The 16,378-nt window shown below is 68.5% G+C and carries 14 protein-coding genes; 6 read left to right on the forward strand and 8 right to left on the reverse strand.

Going from position 1 to position 16,378, the window contains the following annotated elements; all coding sequences use genetic code 11:
* Position 1: 1 nt before the first annotated feature.
* Genes urtB through urtE form a run of 4 tightly spaced genes read left to right on the forward strand, consistent with a single transcriptional unit; the run spans position 2 to position 3,487 of the window.
* Entirely contained in the window at positions 2-886 is an 885-nt protein-coding gene (gene urtB / locus ACZYYX_RS21120) for an urea ABC transporter permease subunit UrtB (protein WP_463816585.1), read from the forward strand.
* The gene (gene urtC, locus ACZYYX_RS21125) at positions 883-1,983 is read left to right on the forward strand and encodes an urea ABC transporter permease subunit UrtC (RefSeq protein ID WP_463816586.1); all 1,101 of its coding nucleotides are present in this window, start codon (positions 883-885) and stop codon (positions 1,981-1,983) included. The genes urtB and urtC overlap by 4 nt, the downstream gene beginning before the upstream one ends.
* Positions 1,980-2,795: an urea ABC transporter ATP-binding protein UrtD gene (urtD, locus tag ACZYYX_RS21130; RefSeq protein WP_463816587.1), complete on the forward strand. Its 816-nt coding sequence runs from the start codon at positions 1,980-1,982 to the stop codon at positions 2,793-2,795. Before urtC ends, urtD begins: the two co-directional genes overlap by 4 nt.
* Positions 2,792-3,487, forward strand: a complete 696-nt coding sequence (gene urtE / locus ACZYYX_RS21135) for an urea ABC transporter ATP-binding subunit UrtE (RefSeq protein WP_463816588.1) — start codon at positions 2,792-2,794, stop codon at positions 3,485-3,487. The genes urtD and urtE overlap by 4 nt, the downstream gene beginning before the upstream one ends.
* Before the next feature lie 22 nt (positions 3,488-3,509).
* Here urtE and hisS read toward each other — a convergent pair whose 3' ends face one another.
* Complete coding sequence (gene hisS, locus ACZYYX_RS21140) at positions 3,510-4,769, reverse strand: histidine--tRNA ligase (RefSeq protein ID WP_463816590.1); 1,260 nt, start codon at positions 4,767-4,769, stop codon at positions 3,510-3,512.
* Positions 4,766-5,446 carry an MBL fold metallo-hydrolase gene (locus ACZYYX_RS21145; RefSeq protein ID WP_463816591.1) on the reverse strand — a complete coding sequence of 227 codons (681 nt, stop codon included), beginning with the start codon at positions 5,444-5,446 and terminating at the stop codon, positions 4,766-4,768. Before ACZYYX_RS21145 ends, hisS begins: the two co-directional genes overlap by 4 nt.
* Positions 5,447-5,564: 118 nt before the next feature.
* Here ACZYYX_RS21145 and ACZYYX_RS21150 point away from each other — a divergent pair, with 118 nt between their 5' ends.
* Positions 5,565-6,458, forward strand: coding sequence for a peptidylprolyl isomerase (locus tag ACZYYX_RS21150; RefSeq protein ID WP_463816592.1), 894 nt, complete (start codon positions 5,565-5,567; stop codon positions 6,456-6,458).
* Between the two features lie 3 nt (positions 6,459-6,461).
* Here ACZYYX_RS21150 and ACZYYX_RS21155 read toward each other — a convergent pair whose 3' ends face one another.
* The 6 genes from ACZYYX_RS21155 to yajC all read right to left on the reverse strand — a co-directional run bounded on the left by ACZYYX_RS21155 (position 6,462) and on the right by yajC (position 14,645).
* Positions 6,462-8,840 (reverse strand): RelA/SpoT family protein, encoded by a 2,379-nt coding sequence (locus ACZYYX_RS21155; protein ID WP_463816593.1) that lies wholly within the window; start codon positions 8,838-8,840, stop codon positions 6,462-6,464.
* A 40-nt stretch (positions 8,841-8,880) separates the two neighbouring features.
* Complete coding sequence (locus ACZYYX_RS21160) at positions 8,881-9,429, reverse strand: adenine phosphoribosyltransferase (protein ID WP_463816594.1); 549 nt, start codon at positions 9,427-9,429, stop codon at positions 8,881-8,883.
* Complete coding sequence (locus ACZYYX_RS21165; protein ID WP_463816595.1) at positions 9,411-11,072, reverse strand: ABC transporter substrate-binding protein; 1,662 nt, start codon at positions 11,070-11,072, stop codon at positions 9,411-9,413. The genes ACZYYX_RS21160 and ACZYYX_RS21165 overlap by 19 nt, the downstream gene beginning before the upstream one ends.
* Positions 11,073-11,087: 15 nt before the next feature.
* A complete protein-coding gene (secF, locus tag ACZYYX_RS21170; protein WP_463816596.1) occupies positions 11,088-12,377 on the reverse strand; it encodes a protein translocase subunit SecF in 1,290 nt (429 codons plus the stop codon).
* A 3-nt stretch (positions 12,378-12,380) separates the two neighbouring features.
* Positions 12,381-14,204 carry a protein translocase subunit SecD gene (gene secD / locus ACZYYX_RS21175; protein WP_463816598.1) on the reverse strand — a complete coding sequence of 608 codons (1,824 nt, stop codon included), beginning with the start codon at positions 14,202-14,204 and terminating at the stop codon, positions 12,381-12,383.
* 84 nt (positions 14,205-14,288) lie between these two features.
* Entirely contained in the window at positions 14,289-14,645 is a 357-nt protein-coding gene (gene yajC, locus ACZYYX_RS21180) for a preprotein translocase subunit YajC (protein ID WP_463816599.1), read from the reverse strand.
* A gap of 281 nt (positions 14,646-14,926) precedes the next feature.
* On the opposite strand from yajC, the gene gabT reads away from it, so the two are divergent.
* Complete coding sequence (gene gabT / locus ACZYYX_RS21185; protein ID WP_463816600.1) at positions 14,927-16,267, forward strand: 4-aminobutyrate--2-oxoglutarate transaminase; 1,341 nt, start codon at positions 14,927-14,929, stop codon at positions 16,265-16,267.
* Positions 16,268-16,378 lie beyond the last annotated feature (111 nt).

A 16,378-nucleotide genomic window follows, 5' to 3' on the forward strand; every position in this document is an offset into this window, starting at 1 on the left:
GATGGATGTCCTGATCGGACAGCTGGCAACAGGATTGAGCCTCGGCTCGATCCTGTTGCTGGCCGCTCTGGGTCTGTCGCTGACGTTCGGCCAGATGGGCGTCATCAACATGGCGCACGGCGAGTTCATCATGGCCGGCTGCTACACCGCCTACGTGGTGCAGCAGGTGATCTCCAGTGCCGGTGTATCCCTGATCATTTCGCTGGTCATCGGGTTCTTCATCGGCGGTGCGATGGGCGTGGCGCTCGAGGTGGGACTGATCCAACGGATGTACGACCGGCCGCTGGACACCCTGTTGGTCACGTTCGGTGTCGGCCTGATCCTGCAGCAGGTGGCGCGCGACATCTTCGGCGCCCCCGCCGTCAACGTCGTCGCACCGGAATGGCTCTCGGGCGGCGTGGAGATCCTCGGCGCCGTGGTGCCAAAGACCCGCATCTTCATCCTGGTACTGGCCGTGGTGTGCGTCGCGGTGCTGGCCACAGTGCTCAAGGTCAGCCCCATGGGCCGGCGCATCCGCGCGGTCGTGCAGAACCGCGACCTCGCCGAGACCAGCGGCATCTCGTCCCGACGCACCGACATCACCACGTTCTTCATCGGCTCGGGCCTGGCTGCCGTGGCCGGTGTGGCGCTGACGCTCATCGGCTCCACCAGTCCGACGATCGGCCAGAGTTATCTGATCGACGCGTTCCTCGTGGTGGTGGTCGGCGGGCTCGGACAGATCAAGGGCACCGTGATCGCGGCGCTTGCGCTGGGCTTCTTGAACTCGTTCATCGAATACAACACGACCGCGTCTCTGGCCAAGGTCGTCGTGTTCGTGATCATCGTGATCTTCCTGCAGGTGCGTCCACAGGGGTTGTTCACCGTCCGGACAAGGAGTTTGGTGTGAGAACCCTCATCGGCCGCTGGCAGACGTGGGCCGGCTTCGGGATCGCCGCGCTGGTCCTGTTCGTCATCGCCCCCGCGCTGCTGTCGGACTTTCGGCTCAGCCTGCTCGGCAAGTTCCTGTGCTTCGCGATCGTCGCCGCCGGTATCGGACTGGCGTGGGGTCGCGGCGGCATGCTGGTGCTGGGCCAGGGCGTATTCTTCGGGCTCGGCGGCTACCTGATGGCGATGCACCTCAAGATCGCCGACGCGCAGCTGCGCGGCGACGAGGTGCCCGACTTCATGCAGATCCAAGGCATCCGTGAATTGCCGTCGTACTGGCAGCCGTTCGCCTCACCCGCGGTCACGCTCGTGGCCATCGTCCTGCTTCCCACGGCGATCGCCGCCGCACTGGGCTTCGGTGTGTTCAAGCGCAGGGTCAAGGGCGCCTACTTCGCGATCCTGTCGCAGGCGCTGGCGGCTGCACTCGCCATCTTGCTGGTCGGCCAGACAGGCCTCGGCGGGTCCAACGGGCTCAACAGGTTTCGCACGTTCTTCGGGTTCACACTCAACGATCCGGTGAACCGCCGGATGCTGTACTTCATCGCCGCCGCGGTGCTGCTGCTCGTCGTCGCCGTCGTGCGCCAGCTCATGCAGAGCCGCTACGGCGAGCTGCTCGTGGCGGTGCGTGACGGCGAGGAGCGTGTGCGGTTCCTCGGTTACGACCCGGCCAACATCAAGGTGGTCGCCTACACCGTCGCCGCACTGTTCGCGAGCATCGCCGGTGCGCTGTTCGCGCCCATCGTCGGGTTCATCGCGCCGTCTCAGGTCGGCATCCTGCCCTCGATCGCGTTCCTGATCGGCGTCGCGATCGGCGGCCGCACAACATTGCTCGGCCCGGTGCTCGGGGCCATCGGCGTGGCGTGGGCGCAAACCCTGTTCTCCGAACGGTTCCCGTCGGAATGGACGTACGCCCAGGGCCTGCTGTTCATCGTCGTCGTCGGATTCTTCCCCGCGGGCCTCGCTGGCCTCGGTGTGGTGCTGCGCCGGCGGCGGAAGAAGGCCGCCGCGCCGGCCGAGGACACCGCGCCCGACGAGGAGAAAGTGGGGGTGAGTTCATGACCGAGGTCGATGCCGCGACGGCGGGCAAGGAGCCCGTCGAGGGCGGCAACGCCGGGATGGGCACGCAGTACCTCCAAGTGCGCGGCTTGACAGTCGATTTCGACGGCTTCAAGGCCGTCAGCGACGTCGACCTGACGCTGTTCCAGGGCGATCTGCGCTTCCTGATCGGGCCCAACGGCGCCGGCAAGACGACCGTGATCGACGCGATCACCGGGCTGGTGTCGGCGACCGGTTCGGTGAACAAGTCCGGGGTGGAGCTGCTCGGCAAGAAGGTGCACCAGATCGCCCGCAGCGGAGTGGGACGCACGTTCCAGACCGCGAGCGTCTTCGAACAGCTCACGGTTCTGCAGAACCTCGACATCGCCGCCGGCGCGGGGCGTTCGGCGTGGGCACTGCTGCGGCGACGCTCCGGCGTGCTGCCGATCATCGAGCAGACCCTGCACACCATCGGCCTGACCGAGCTCGCCGAGCGGCCCGCGGGTGTGCTGGCCCACGGGCAGAAGCAGTGGCTGGAGATCGGCATGCTGCTGGTGCAGAACTCCGACGTGCTGCTGCTCGACGAACCGGTGGCGGGAATGAGCACCGAGGAACGTGAAGAGACCGGAAACCTGTTGCGGCGCATCGGGGCCGAGCGCACGGTCGTCGTCGTCGAACACGACATGGACTTCATGCGGGCGTTCGCCACCTCGGTGACGGTGCTGGCGCGGGGACAGGTCATCGCCGAAGGCTCGGTGGCGGAGGTGCAGGCCGATCCCAAGGTCCAGGAGGTCTACCTCGGCACCGCTGCCGCAGGCGCGGAAGGAATCTCGTGACACTCGAACTCGTCGACGTCCGCACCGGCTACGGCCGCAGCACCGTGATCCACGGGGTGAGCCTGGAGGTGCCCTCCGATGGCGTCGCCGCCGTCATGGGGCACAACGGCGCCGGCAAGACCACGCTGCTGCGCGCGGCCGTCGGCCTGCTCAAATGCTCAGGCGGCACAGTGCGTTTCGACGGGGAGGACATCACCAAGCTGCGGCCCAGCGCCCGCGTGGCACGGGGATTGGCCTATGTGCCACAGGGGCAGCAGTCGTTCGGTCAGCTGACCACTGCGGAGAATCTTCAGGTGGTGGCCGACGGGCGCAAGAACGGCAAGGCGCTGATCGACGAGCAACTCGACCTGTTTCCTGCGCTCAAGGAGCTGCTGACCCGGCGCGCGGGCCTGCTCTCCGGCGGCCAGCGTCAACAGCTCGCGATCGCCCGCGCGCTGATCACGTCGCCGAAGTGCCTGATCCTCGACGAGCCCACCGAGGGCATCCAGCCGTCGGTGGTCGCCGAGATCGAGGCGGCCATCACCGCACTGACCGCGCGCGGGGATCTGGGCGTGCTGCTGGTCGAGCAGCACATCGGGTTCGCGCTCGAATCCTCTCAGCGCTACTACATCATCGAGGCCGGCCGGATCACCTCGAGCGGCACGGGCGGCTCGGCCTCCGAAGCCGACGTGCGCGCCGCAATGGCCATCTGACTTCTCCCTCGAGCGGGGAGAGTCAGGCCAGTTGCGACAGCACGTGGGCGACCACGTCCTCGACGGCGACGTCGACCTGCTCGCCCGTCGTCAACGCCTTCACCCCGACCGTGCCCGCCTCCAGGTCGCGGTCCCCCGCGACCAGCGCGATCGAGGCGCCCGACCGGTCAGCACCCTTCATCGCGCCCTTGAGGCTGCGATCCCCGTAAGCCACGTCGACCCGCACGCCCGCGGCACGCAGCTGCGCCGCCAGCACCGCGAGCCGCACCTTGGCGTCGACACCCATCGGCACCGCGTACACGTCGACACGCGCGGTCTCGCCGGCCGTCTTGCCCTCGGCACGCAACGCCAGCAGTGTGCGGTCCACACCCAACCCGAAGCCGATGCCCGACAGGTCACGGCCACCCAGCTGGCCCATCAACCCGTCGTAGCGGCCGCCGCCGCCGATCCCGGACTGCGCACCCAGGCCGTCGTGGACGAACTCGAACGTCGTCTTCGTGTAGTAATCCAGCCCGCGCACCATCCGCGGATTGATCACGTACGGCACCCCCAGCGCGTCCAGGTGCGCCAGCACCGTGTCGAAATGCGCCTTGGCCACCTCGGAGAGGTGATCGAGCATCAACGGCGCGTCGGCAGTCATCTCCTTGACGTGCGGGCGCTTGTCGTCGAGCACACGCAACGGGTTGATCTCCGCCCGGCGGCGCGTCTCCTCGTCGAGGTCCAGGCCGAACAGGAACTGCTGCAACAACTCTCGATACTGCGGTCGACAGGTGTCGTCACCGAGAGAGGTGATCTCGAGCCGGAAGCCGTCGAGCCCCAGCGAACGGAACCCCGCGTCGGCCACCGCGATCACCTCTGCGTCGAGCGCCGGATCGTCGACGCCGATCGCCTCCACCCCGACCTGCTGCAGCTGCCGGTAGCGGCCGGCCTGCGGCCGCTCGTACCGGAAGAACGGGCCCGAGTAGCACAGCTTCACCGGCAGCTGGCCCCGGTCGAGGCCGTGCTCGATCACCGCGCGCATGACGCCCGCCGTCCCCTCAGGACGCAGCGTCACCGAGCGCTCCCCGCGGTCGGCGAAGGTGTACATCTCTTTGGAGACGACGTCGGTGGACTCCCCCACGCCGCGGGCGAACAACGCCGTGTCCTCGAAGATCGGCAACTCGATGTCGCCGTACCCGGCGCGGCGAGCGGCACCGAGCAGCGCGGCGCGCACCGCGACGAACTCCGCGGAATCGGGTGGGAAGTAATCGGGAACGCCCTTGGGCGCCTTGAAATCGGTCACGTCGTCAAACCTTCGAGGAACGGGTTGGTGCGGCGCTCGGCGCCGATGGTGCTGCGCTCGCCGTGCCCTGGTAATACCAGCGTGTCGTCGTCGAGCACCAACAGTTTTGTCACGATCGAGGTCAGCAGATCACGACCGCTGCCACCGGGCAGATCGGTGCGGCCCACCGACTGCTTGAACAGGGTGTCGCCGGTGAAGGCCAGCTCGCTGTGCGACGGGTCCTCGACGCGGAAGACCACCGAGCCCTGGGTGTGGCCCGGGGTGTGGTCGACGACCACTGTGATTCCGCCGAGGTCGAGCTTGTCGCCGTCACGGTCGAGTTCGATGACCTGGCGCGGCTCGCGGAACAGCGGCGCGACCGCGAGTGACGCCAGCCCGACGACGAAGCCCTGCCCGAGCGCCTTCACGGGGTCTTTCAGCATGTACCGGTCGGCCGGGTGGATGTAGGTGGGGCAGCCGTAGGTGTCGGCGACCTTCTGCGCCGACCACATGTGGTCGATGTGCCCGTGGGTGAGGAGCACCGCCGCCGGAGTGAGGCGGTTCTCGTCGAGGATGCGCTGCAACGGCCCCATCGCGCGTTGGCCGGGGTCGACGACGATCGCATCGGCGCCCTGTTTGGGCGCCAGCACGTAGCAGTTGCACGCCAGGACCCCGGCGGGGAATCCGGTGATCAACACACCGTCCAGCTTCCCATGCCGAGCCCGACGCGCAGTTCACGAGGGGTCACAGGAGCTGTCTCAGCTCGTCCTGGCACACTCGGTGCCGACCTGATCGACCCCGAGGAGGACCCGGCCCGTGCCGACGAACGAACAACGGCGAGCCGCCGCCAAGCGCAAGCTCGAGCGCCAACTCGAACGGCGTGCCGAGCGGGACCGCAAACGCCGCCTGTACACGATCATCGGGTCGGCCGCCGCGGCGGTCGTCGTGATCGCCGCCGTCGTGGCGACCATCGTGCTGACCAACCGCGACAGCGGCACCCCGACCGCCGCCCCGGCCAGCACGTCGACCTCTGAGGCGGCCTCGCCGCTCGACGCCCCGGAGCCGGGCAAGCCGGGCGCGCTGCCCCCGTTCGCCGCGCCCGAGGGACTGGGCAGCAACTGCCAGTACCCGAAGTCCCCCGAGCCCGCGAGCAAGCCCGTCGAGGCGCCCCGCTCGGGCAAGGTGCCGACGGACCCCGCCCAGGTCAGCGCCAGCATGGAGACCAACCAGGGCAACCTCGGCCTGCAGCTCGACAACGCGAAGTCGCCGTGCACGGTGAACAGCTTCGCCAGCCTGGCCAACAAGGGCTTCTTCGACAACACCCCCTGCCACCGGCTGACCACCAGCGAGGGTCTGGCTGTGCTGCAGTGCGGCGATCCGACCGGCCAGGGCACCGGCGGGCCGGGCTACCAGTTCGCCAACGAGTATCCGACCGACCAGTACCAGCCTGACGATCCGAAGCTGCAGCAGCCGGTGATCTACCCGCGCGGCACGCTCGCGATGGCCAACGCCGGACCGGGCACCAACGGCAGCCAGTTCTTCCTGGTCTACAAGGATTCGACGCTGCCGCCGAACTACACCGTGTTCGGCACCATCGACCAGACCGGTCTGGCGACGCTGGACAAGATCGCCGCGGCCGGCACCAAAGAGGGCGGCGAGGACGGCGCACCCAAGCTCGACGTCACGATCAAGAAGCTCCAGCTGGACTGAGACTCAGGCAGCTGAGGTGACGCGGTAGACGTCGTAGACGCCCTCCACGTTGCGGACCACATTGAGCACGTGGCCCAGATGCTTGGGGTCACCCATCTCGAAGGTGAACCGGCTGATCGCTACCCGGTCGTTGGACGTCGTCACCGACGCCGAGAGGATGTTCACCTTCTCGTCGGCGAGCACCCGCGTGACGTCGGACAGCAGCCGGTGCCGATCGAGCGCCTCGACCTGGATGGCGACCAGGAACACCGACGACGGCGACGGCGCCCACTGCACGTCGATGATCCGTTCGGACTGCTGCTCCAGCGACGAGGCGTTCGTGCAGTCGGTGCGGTGCACGCTCACCCCGCCGCCACGGGTGACGAACCCCATGATGATGTCGCCCGGCACCGGCGTGCAGCACTTGGCGAGCTTGCACAACACCCCGGGCGCGCCCGGAACCGCCACGCCGACGTCGTCGCTGGTGCGCTGCCGCACCGGCATGGTCGCCGGTGTCGAGCGCTCGGCCAGCTCGTCGGCCGCCTCGTCGTCGCCGCCGATCTGGGCGACCAACCGCTGCACGACGTGGCGGGCCGACACGTGGCCCTCACCGACCGCGGTGTAGAGCGCGGAGACGTCGAGGTAGCGCAGCTCACGAGCAAGCGCCGCCATGGTCTCGGCATTCATCAAGCGCTGCAACGGGAGTCCGCCGCGGCGCACCTCGCGCGCGATCGCGTCCTTGCCTGATTCCAGCGCCTCTTCACGACGCTCCTTGGCGAACCACTGCCGGATCTTGGCCTTGGCGCGCGGCGACACGACGAACGTCTGCCAGTCCCGTGACGGCCCGGCGTTGGCGGCCTTGGACGTGAAGACCTCGACCACTTCCCCGTTCTCGAGCTTGCGCTCCAGCGCAACGAGCCGACCGTTGACCCGGGCACCGATGCAGCGGTGCCCCACCTCGGTGTGCACGGCGTAGGCGAAGTCGACGGGCGTGGACCCGGTGGGCAGCGTGATGACGTCGCCCTTCGGGGTGAACACGAAGATCTCCTGCACCGCGAGGTCGTAACGCAGCGACTCCAGGAACTCGCCGGGGTCGGCGGCTTCCCGCTGCCAGTCGAGCAGCTGCCGCATCCACGCCATGTCGTCGAGCTCGGTGGCGGTGTGGCTGGGCGGAACTCCGTTGCGCCCCTTGGCTTCCTTGTAGCGCCAGTGCGCGGCGATGCCGTACTCGGCGGTCTTGTGCATGTCGGTGGTGCGGATCTGCACCTCCAGCGGCTTGCCCTCCGGACCGACGACCGTGGTGTGCAACGACTGGTACACCCCGAAGCGAGGCTGGGCGATGTAGTCCTTGAACCGGCCCGCGATCGGCTGCCACAGCGAGTGCACCACACCGACGGCGGCGTAGCAGTCGCGCAGCTCGTCGCACAGAATCCGCACGCCGACCAGGTCGTGGATGTCGTCGAAGTCGCGACCCTTGACGATCATCTTCTGATAGATCGACCAGTAGTGCTTGGGCCTGCCCTCGACGACGGCGTTGATCTTCGACGCGTTCAGCGTGTTGGTGATCTCGGCACGCACCTTGGCCAGGTAGGTGTCGCGCGACGGCGCCCGATCGGCGACCAGCCGCACGATCTCCTCGTACTTCTTGGGGTGCAGGATCGCGAACGACAGGTCCTCGAGCTCCCACTTTACCGTCGCCATACCGAGCCGATGAGCAAGGGGCGCAATGACTTCCAGTGTTTCGCGAGCCTTGCGGGCCTGCTTCTCGGGCGGCAGGAAGCGCATCGTGCGCATGTTGTGCAGCCGGTCGGCGACCTTGATCACCAGCACGCGAGGATCGCGCGCCATCGCGATGATCATCTTGCGGATCGTCTCGCCCTCGGCCGCGGTGCCCAGCGCCACCTTGTCCAGCTTGGTCACGCCGTCGACGAGGTGGCCGACCTCCGGACCGAACTCGGCGGTCAACGCCTCCAGGGTGTAGCCGGTGTCCTCGACGGTGTCGTGCAGCAGCGCCGCGATCAACGTGGTGGTGTCCATGCCGAGCTCGGCCAGGATGTTGGCCACCGCCAGCGGATGGGTGATGTAGGGGTCACCCGACTTGCGCAGCTGGTCGGCGTGCCGCTGCTCGGCGACCTCGTAGGCCTTCTGCAACAGGGTCAGGTCGGCTTTGGGGTAGATCTCCCGGTGCACCGACACCAGCGGTTCCAGCACCGGGTTGACGGCGCTGCGCTGGGAGGTCATCCGGCGGGCGAGGCGGGCCCGCACCCGCCGCGACGCGCTGGTCGCCTTGGCCGCTTCGGTCCGGGGCAGCTCCATCGGCTGGGTCTCGGGCCCGGCCGGTGGCGGCGGGGGCGTCTGCACAGCCTGGTTCGCGCGCGGATCTGCCTGGATCTCGTTGGCCATGCTCACCTCCGCTTATTGCTGCTCTTCGCAGGATATCCGGTCACACGGTGTGCAAGGCCGTGACCGGCAAGGGTTCGAGCACCGACCGGCCGCCCAAGGCCGACAGTTCGAGCATCACGATGGCGCCGCTGACCCTTGCCCCCGCTGCGGTGAGTAACTGATGGGTGGCCGCCAGTGTTCCCCCGGTCGCCAGCACGTCGTCGATCACCACGATGGTGCGGCCGGCCAACTCGACGCCGTCGGCGGGCACCTCCAGCGTGGCGGTGCCGTATTCGAGGGTGTAGGTCTCACTGATCACCGGCGGCGGCAGCTTGCCGCCCTTCCGGACCGCGAGCACGCCGATGCCGAGCGAGATCGCCACGGCGCCGCCGAGCAGGAATCCGCGGGCATCGACTCCGGCCACGAGGTCGGCGCCGCGGGCGATGTCGGCCATCGCGGCGCTCACCTCGGCCAGACCCCTGGCATCGGCCAGCACCGGCGTCAGATCCTTGAACAGCACACCCGGCTCGGGAAAGTCGGGCACCTCGCGCAGCAGCGAGGAGATCACCTGGCCGACGTCACGCGTCTGACTCACTGGCTCAGCTTCCATCGGTCCATGTTCCATCCCGCGCCCCAGCGCGTCGGATTGGCGCTCACCGCGTACATCTTCGTCGACGCGAGCAGCGTGCGCTGCTGACGGTACAGCGGCAGGGTCGGCATGTCGCCCCACAGGATCGGACCGGCCTCGGCGAGCAACCGCGCGATCTCCTTGGGGTCCGAGGTCACCGCCAACGTCGAGATGATGCCGTCGATGCGTTCGTTGGCATACCGAGGGAGATTGTTGCCGTCCCCGCTGTGCAGGGTGTAGGCGTCCATCGCCGAGGAGCCCGTCGATCCGCTGCCCGTCGCCCCGCCGGTGCTGGCGATCAACACGTCGATGCTGTTGTCGCGCAAAGACTGTGGGCCCACGTTCTCCCCCGCGGCGTCCTGCACCGTGATGCCCGCAGGCGCGCACGCTTTCGCCATCGCGCCGACGGCGGCGGCAAGCCGGGCGTTGGGCGACTGGTACCCGATGCGCACCGTCAGCGGCTGGTTGCCCAGCGAGGCGCGCGCGGCGTCGGGGTTGGCGACCGCGAAGTCGTTGACCTGGGGCGTGGCTTCCGCACCGGAGTAGGCGTCCTCGGCCGCGGCGTTGAGCCGCGAGTTGGCCGGCGGCACCGACGCATTGCGGGCGATGACGTCGCGCGGCGTGCACTGGGCGACGGCGCGGCGCGCAGGCACCGCGGCCAGAGGCCCCTGCGGGGCGAAGATCAGCTGCTCGACGCCCGCCGATGCCGAGTCGGAACGGGTGTAGTCGTCGGGCAGGTTCAGGCTGCCCGCCGACCCGGCCGCGATGTCGACGACATCGAAGGCGCCCTCGTTGACTCGGTCCTGCAGATCCGAGCGGCGCGGCCACACAGTGACCTTGACGGTGACGGGCTTGGTGCCCCACCACTTGTCGTTGGCCACCAGCACCACCGCGCCATCGCCGGTGACGGAGTCGATGCGGTACGGCCCCGACGACGGGAATCGCTTGAGGTCCAGATCCGGGGTCAGGTTCCAGGTCGTGTTCCACGCCTGGGCGATCCGCTCGACCGCGGGTCCGTCGCTGCCGAGCAGGGCCTTGGTCACGCCGCCGTCGCCGAGCCCGAGCTCGTCGGCGATGACGTGCGAGGGCATCATCGACGTCGCCGCGAACAGCTGCCCGTAGTCGGTGAACGCCCGATCCTGGGCGAAGCTGACACGGGCCTTCTTCTGGCCCGGAGTGCAGTCGATGGTCGCGATGTCGGTGTAGCCGGCCCTGCTGGCGGCATCGAAGGTCGGGAAGCGGCCCGACTGCGCCGCCCACGCCAGCACCATGTCGTCGCAGGTGATCGGCTTGCCGTCGGAGTAGACGGCCGCCGGCGTGATCTCGTAGTCCAGGACCAGCGGGCTGCGCCCCACGACCGCGATGGTGCCGAAGTCGTGGTCGCCGACGATCTGGCCGTCGGGACCGTGGTAGTTGAACCCGGTCAGCACCCGCGCGAACGCCTGCGAGCCGCCTGAGGCGGCGCCGGCCACGGTGTTGGTGTTGTACGTCGAGAGCGTGCCGTCGATCGCGTAGTCGATCGCGTCCGCGGCGCCCGACGAGCACGCCGAGAGACCGAACGTCCCCACCACGGCGAAGACCGCCGCTATGACACTGACACGGCACGCACGGGTGCGGTGGGCCATCGGACCTACCGCTCCCTAGCGCTTTCCGGTGCTTCGCTTACCCGACGGCCGGCCCGTCCGGCTCGAGGTCGGCCGGATCGGTCGAGCCCCAGGGGCGGGCTTGTCCGGCGGCGGTCCGGCCGGCGTGGTGACGACCCGCGCGGGCTCGGGTTCCGATGCCGCTGGTGCGTCGGCCTCGTCGTCGAACACCCCGTCCCCGGCACCAGCCTTGGCAGCGACGGTCTTGCGGCGGTTGAGCACCCGGCGCGTGTGCTTGCTGACGAGGTCGGTGCGCTCACGCAGGCTGACCAGCAGGGGCGTGGCGAAGAAGATCGACGAGTAGGTACCCACGATCACGCCGACGAGCTGGACCAGCGCCAGGTCCATCAGCGTGCCGACGCCCAGCAGCCACACCGCGATCACCATCAGTGCGATGATCGGCAGCACTGAGATCAAGCTCGTGTTGATCGATCGCATGAACGTCTGGTTGACGGCGAGGTTCGCCTGTTCGGCAAACGTCCGGCGGGTGGTGTGTTCGAAGCCCTCGGTGTTCTCCTCGACCTTGTCGAACACGATGACCGTGTCGTAGAGCGAGAAGCCGAGGATGGTCAGCAGACCGATCACGGTGGCAGGCGTGACCTCGAACCCGACGAGCGCGTACACCCCTGCCGTGACCACGAGGTCGAACACCAGCGTCAGCAACGCGGCGACGGCCATGTATCTCTCGTAGCGCACAGTGATGTAGATGGCCGCCAACACCAGGAACACCACGAGCGCGATCAGAGCCTTCTGCGTGATCTGACCGCCCCACGTCTCCGACACCGCCGAGTCGCTGATCACCTGCTTGCTCGGCTGGCCGTCGGCACCCTTGGGCTGGAATTCGTCGAAGAGTGCAGTGCGCAGTGCCTCGGTCTCGTCATTGCTCAGCGTTTCCGAGCGGATCTGGAACGTCGCCGACCCACCGCTACCGACGACGACCACCGACTCCGGCGGCTTGCCGATGGCGTTGTTGAACACCGTCTCGACTTGCGCTGAGGTGGCCTGCCCCTCTCCGCGCGGGAACGACACCTTGGTGCCGCCCTCGAAGTCGATGCCGAAAGTGAAGCCGCGCAACACGATCGCGCCGAGGGCGATCGCGACGATGATCCCGCTGACCGCGTACCACAGCTTGCGGCGCCCGATGACCTCGAAAGCGCCGGTGCCGGTGTAGAGGCGGACGAAGAAGCCGTGCTTGGGCGCGTCGGCGCCACTGGCTTCGAGGTCGGGCGCCTCCACCGCGGTCGACTCGACGGCGCCGTCGCGCCGATGTGAACTACTGCGTGCCATGCGTTATCCCCGTCCCGCCGCGTGTGCGGCCGCTCGGCGTTCGCGCGCGATCTGCTGGACGGCGCCGAGGCCGTTCAGCGACGGCTTGGCCATGGTCGGTGACTTGGACGCGAAGTACAGCAGCGGCCAGGTCACCAGGAACACGACGACCACGTCGAGGATGGTGGTCAGGCCCAGCGTGAACGCGAAGCCCTTCACCTGGCCGACCGCGAGGAAGTACAGCACCGCCGCGGCCAGGAACGTCACCGCGTTGCCCGACATGATCGTCTTGCGGGCACGCGTCCAGCCTCGTGGCACCGCCGACCGGAACGATCTGCCCTCGCGGATCTCGTCCTTGATGCGTTCGAAGAACACCACGAACGAGTCGGCCGTGGTGCCGATACCGATGATCAGACCGGCGATACCCGCCAGGTCGAGCGTGTAGTTGATGTAGCGCCCGAGCAGCACCAGGATCGCGAACACCATCGCGCCCGAGGCCACCAGTGACAGCGCCACCAGCAGGCCGAGCACCCGGTAGTAGAGCAGCGAGTACAGCAGCACCGCCACCAGCCCCACCGCGCCGGCGATCAGACCGGCGCGCAGCGACGACAAGCCCAGCGTGGCCGATACCGTTTCCGCCTCCGAGGACTCGAACGACAGCGGCAGCGAGCCGTACTTCAGCACGTTGGCGAGTTCGCGTGCCGAGTCGGCGGTGAACTGGCCGGTGATCTGGGTGCGTCCGCCGGGGATCGCCTCGTTGATGACGGGCGCGCTGACGACCTTGGAGTCCAGCACGAACGCCGTCTGCGTACCGACGTTGGCCGCCGTGAAGTCCGCCCACGTCTTGGCGGCATCGCTCTTGAACTCGACGTCGACGACGTACTCGCCGCGCTGCTGGTCCAAGCCGGAGGTGGCGTTGGCGATGCCCTCACCGCTGATGATCGACTTGTCCAGCAGATAGACCTCTTTGCCGTCCTGCGAGCAGGTCACCAGCGGCAGGTTCGGGTCGTCGTTGCCGGCCAGCACGTCGTCGTCACCGCAGCGGGTGGCCTGGAACTGCAGGGCGAGGATCTGGATGGCCTGCTCGGAACTCTGCCGCAGCCGCTTCTCGTCCTGGATGCGCTGGGCCAGCGGCACGTTCTTGCCACCCGGCGCGGGCGGTGCCCCCGGTGCGGGCGACGTCGTCGGCCCCGGAGGTGCCGGATTCGGCGCGGGAGCCGGGCTCGGGCTGGGCGCGGGCTGCTGCGGGAACGGACGCGGCTGAGGTGCCGGCGCGGGGGCCTGCGGCTCCAACGGCGGCAGCCCGGGGATGTCGGCGTCGGGGCCACCGGGAGGCCCGCCTGCACCTGGCGGCAGGCCGGGCACGGCCGCACCCGGCGGCAGACCCGGAACAGCGCCGGGGGGCGCACCCGGTGCGCCTGGAGGAGCACCGCCCGGCCCCGCCTGCTCGGGCGGCCCCTGACCGGCGGCCGGGATCGCGTGGATCACGGGACGAATGTAGAGCCGTGCCGTCTGGCCCAGATTGCGCGCTTCGCTGGTGTCGTTACCCGGAACGGTGATCACGAGGTTCTGGCCGTCGATGATCACCTCGGACCCGGACACGCCCAGACCGTCGACGCGGGCACTGATGATCTGCTGCGCCTGGTTGAGCGCATCACGTGAGGGCGGTGAGCCGTCCGGGGTGCGGGCGGTCAGCGTCACGCGGGTGCCGCCCTGCAGGTCGATACCGAGCTTGGGCTCGGCCTTCTTGTCACCGGTGAGGAACACCAACAGGTAGGCACCGATCAGCAATGCCAGGAACAGGGCCAGGTAGCGGGCAGCATGCACCGGCGTCGAAGACGATGCCACGTCTCTACAGTCTCCTCGGGGTCAGGTCGTCAGGTACCGCGACGGCGCGGTGACCCGCAAAGGGTACGTGCCGCGGCTGATACGTCAGCTGTCAGTCTTCGTGTTGGGCCGGTCGCTCAGCTCGGTCGCACCGGAGGCCGGCTCGACCGGGAAGTCCTCGTCGTCGTCCTCGAGCTCGTCGGCGTCCTCGGTGACGCGGTCGCGCACGGCGAGCTTCATCCAGGTGGTCACCACGCCCGGCGCGATCTCCAGGTCCACTTCGTCGTCGGAGATACCGGTGATCCGCCCGCGCAGGCCTGAGGTGGTGTGCACCTCGTCGCCGACGGTCAGCGAGTTGTGCAGGTCGATCGTGGCCTGCATGGCCTTCTTCTGACGCCGCGACGCGAAGTACATGAAGGCGCCCATGATGATGAGCAGGGGCAGGAAGACGAACAGGTCCATGGCAGCAGTGTCTCTTCTGTTTCGTTGCGGTCTGTTTCTCGGCGGCCCCTCCGAACCCGTCGGAGGGCCGCATTCATGAAGGAATTCGTTGACCAGTGTGCCATTGCGGCCGCCACGCCCGCCTTCCCCCGCCGAACGGCGGCTCGGACCGACGGATTTCGTCGTCGCGATCGACCTCTGCCACCGAACCCGGCGTATCGACCCCTGGTTCTCGACGGATCGGTAGGGGGACCGACTAGGCTCGGAAGGTCAGCGGCCCATCGTCACAGGAGGTCCTTGAGTTGAGCGTTCTCGAACAGAGCCGCCACCTCGCCACCGCTATCCCCGGCCCGCGCTCGCAGGAGCTGATCGCGCGCAAGACGGCGGCGGTGGCCAGCGGCATCGGCAACACCATGCCCGTCTACGCAGTCCGCGCCTTCGGCGGAATCGTCGAAGACGTCGACGGGAACCGCCTCATCGACATGGGCTCGGGCATCGCCGTCACCACCGTGGGCAATGCGTCGCCGCGGGTGGTCGACGCCGTACGCGACCAGGCCGCCCAGTTCACGCACACCTGTTTCATGGTGACCCCGTACGAGGGGTACGTGGCCGTCGCCGAGGCGCTGAACCGCCTCACCCCCGGGGACGGCGACAAGCGCTCGGCGCTGTTCAACTCCGGCTCCGAAGCCGTCGAGAACGCCGTCAAGATCGCCCGCACCTACACGGGCAGGCAGGCGGTCGTAGCGTTCGACCACGCCTACCACGGCCGGACCAACCTCACGATGGCGCTGACCGCCAAGTCGATGCCCTACAAGCACGGTTTCGGTCCGTTCGCCCCGGAGATCTACCGGGCGCCGCTGTCCTATCCGTTCCGCGACGCGGAGTTCGGCAAGGAGCTGGCCACCGACGGTGAGCTCGCCGCCCGGCGGGCCATCACGATGATGGACAAGCAGGTCGGCGCCGCCAACCTGGCCGCGGTGATCATCGAGCCGATCCAGGGCGAGGGCGGATTCATCGTGCCCGCCGAGGGCTTCCTACCCACGCTGCTGCAGTGGTGCCGCGACAACGGTGTGGTGTTCATCGCCGACGAGGTGCAGACCGGCTTCGCGCGCACTGGCGCGATGTTCGCCTGCGAGCACGAGGGCATCGTGCCCGACCTGATCGTGACGGCCAAGGGCATCGCCGGTGGCATGCCGCTCTCGGCGGTGACGGGTCGCACCGAGATCATGGATGCTCCCCACGTCGGGGGCCTGGGCGGTACCTACGGTGGCAACCCGGTGGCATGCGCGGCCGCGTTGGCCACGATCGCGACGATCGAGGACGACGGGCTCGTGGGGCGCGCCAAGGAGATCGAATCGTTGATGAAGGACCGGCTCGGCCGCCTGCAGGCTGAGGACGACCGCATCGGCGACGTCCGCGGGCGCGGCGCCATGATCGCGGTCGAACTGGTCAAGGCCGGCGCCCTCGAGCCGGACGCAGAGCTGACCAAGAAGCTCAGCACGGCTGCCCACCAGGCCGGCGTGATCGTGCTGACGTGCGGCACCTTCGGCAACGTGCTGCGCTTCCTGCCGCCGCTGACGATCAGTGACGAGTTGCTCAACGAGGCCCTCGACGTCCTCGAGTTGCTGCTGCGCGACATGTGACCGGCCTCACTGGCTAACAGTCGGACCGCGCGAAACTGTGATCCGGACCACGGAATCAGCTGCGGCAGAGCCGTTTTGCGGTCCGCCGCAGCGATTCACAGCAACCTGACA

The sequence above is a fragment of the Mycobacterium sp. IDUB_1 genome (genome assembly GCF_055419625.1).